At 54.3% G+C, this 1,851-nt stretch carries 1 protein-coding gene; it reads left to right on the top strand.

Annotated features, from left to right (window positions below; translation table 11 throughout):
* A partial coding sequence (locus tag RQ738_RS13600; protein ID WP_314165859.1) for a type I restriction endonuclease subunit R occupies window positions 1-1,771 on the top strand: 1,771 nt, incomplete at its 5' end.
* Window positions 1,772-1,851 lie beyond the last annotated feature (80 nt).

Below are 1,851 nucleotides of genomic sequence, written 5' to 3'. Positions count from 1 at the left end.
CATGATCACCGACCGCAACGATCTGGATGATCAATTGTTCGATAGCTTTGCCGCCTGTACCCAGGTGTTGCGGCAGGAGCCGGTGCAGGTGGATGACCGCAAAGAGCTGAAACGCTTGCTGAAGGTCGCCTCCGGCGGGGTGATCTTCACTACCATTCAGAAGTTCCAGCCGGAAGAAGGCAATGTCTACGAGGAACTGACCGACCGCCGCAATGTGGTGGTGATCGCCGACGAAGCGCACCGCACCCAGTACGGTTTTGCGGCCAAAACCGTGGATGAAAAGGACGCGCTGGGCAACGTCACCGGCAAGCGGGTGGTGTACGGCTTTGCCAAGTATCTGCGCGATGCCCTGCCGAATGCGACCTATCTGGGATTCACCGGCACTCCCATCGAAAAGACCGACGTCAACACCCCGGCGGTGTTCGGCAATTACGTCGATGTGTACGACATCGCCCAGGCGGTGGAAGACGGCGCTACCAAGAAGATTTACTACGAAAGCCGGCTGGCCAAGGTCTCGCTGAGCGATGAGGGCAAGAAGCTGATTGCCGAGGTGGACGAGGAACTTGAACAGGACGAGTTGACCGAGACCCAGAAGGCCAAGGCCAAGTGGACGCAGATGGAGGCCCTGGTCGGCGCGGAGAAACGCATTCAGAATGTAGCGCAGGACATTGTGGCGCACTTCGAGAAACGCCAGGAGGTGTTTGCGGGCAAGGCCATGATCGTGTCCATGTCGCGGCGCATTGCGGCAGAACTGTATGCAGAGATCATCAAGCTGAAACCAGAATGGCATTCAACTGATCTCACCAAGGGCGTGATCAAGGTGGTGATGACGGCGGCGTCTTCGGATGGCCCGAAACTTGCCGGGCATCATACCACCAAACAACAACGCAAGACCCTCGCCGAGCGGATGAAAGACCCCGACGACGAACTGAAACTGGTCATTGTGCGGGATATGTGGCTCACCGGATTTGATGCGCCTTGCATGCATACCCTCTATATCGACAAGCCAATGAAGGGGCATAACCTGATGCAGGCCATTGCGCGAGTAAACCGTGTCTACGGCGATAAACCGGCCGGTTTGGTCGTGGATTATCTGGGCATTGCTTCTGATCTTAAACAAGCATTGTCGTTTTATTCTGATGCCGGTGGTAAAGGCGATCCCATGCTTGCCCAGGAGCAGGCAGTGCAGATGATGCTGGAAAAGATCGAAGTGGTGGCCGGAATGTATCACGGCTTCCCATACGAAGATTATTTTGAGGCCGACACCTCCAGGAAACTCTCCATGATCCTGGCGGCCGAGGAACATATCCTTGGGCTGGAGGATGGCAAGAAACGCTATATCGACCAAGTCACCGCCTTGTCGCAGGCATTCGCCATCGCCATCCCGCACGAACAGGCGATGGATGTGAAGGATGAAATCGCCTTCTTTCAGGTGGTGAAGGCACGCCTGGCGAAGTTCGACAGTGCCGGCACGGGCCGCACCAACGAGGAAATTGAATCGACCATCCGGCAGGTGATCGACAAGGCGCTGGTGTCGGAACAAGTGATTGATCTGTTCGACGCAGCCGGAATCAAGAAACCCGATATTTCGATTCTTTCCGAAGAGTTCCTGCTGGAGCTTAAAAACAAGGAACACAAAAACGTCGCGCTCGAAGTGCTCAAAAAACTGCTCAATGACGAAATCAAAGCGCGCGCTAAAAAGAACTTAGTACAAAGCAAATCCTTAACGGAAATGCTGCAAGATGCGATTAAACGATATCACGCTGCATAATCTCCTCCATCGTTTCCACCAAATCTCCTGAAGTGTTTCCAGTTAGTCTCCTCCAAAGTTTCCAGTAAATCTCCTCCATC

The sequence above is a fragment of the Sulfuriflexus sp. genome (assembly GCF_032250955.1).
In the GTDB taxonomy this organism is placed as follows: Bacteria; Pseudomonadota; Gammaproteobacteria; order AKS1; family AKS1; genus Sulfuriflexus.
Note: the sequence above shows the minus strand (reverse complement) of the source record. Positions and strands in the feature narration are given on the sequence as shown.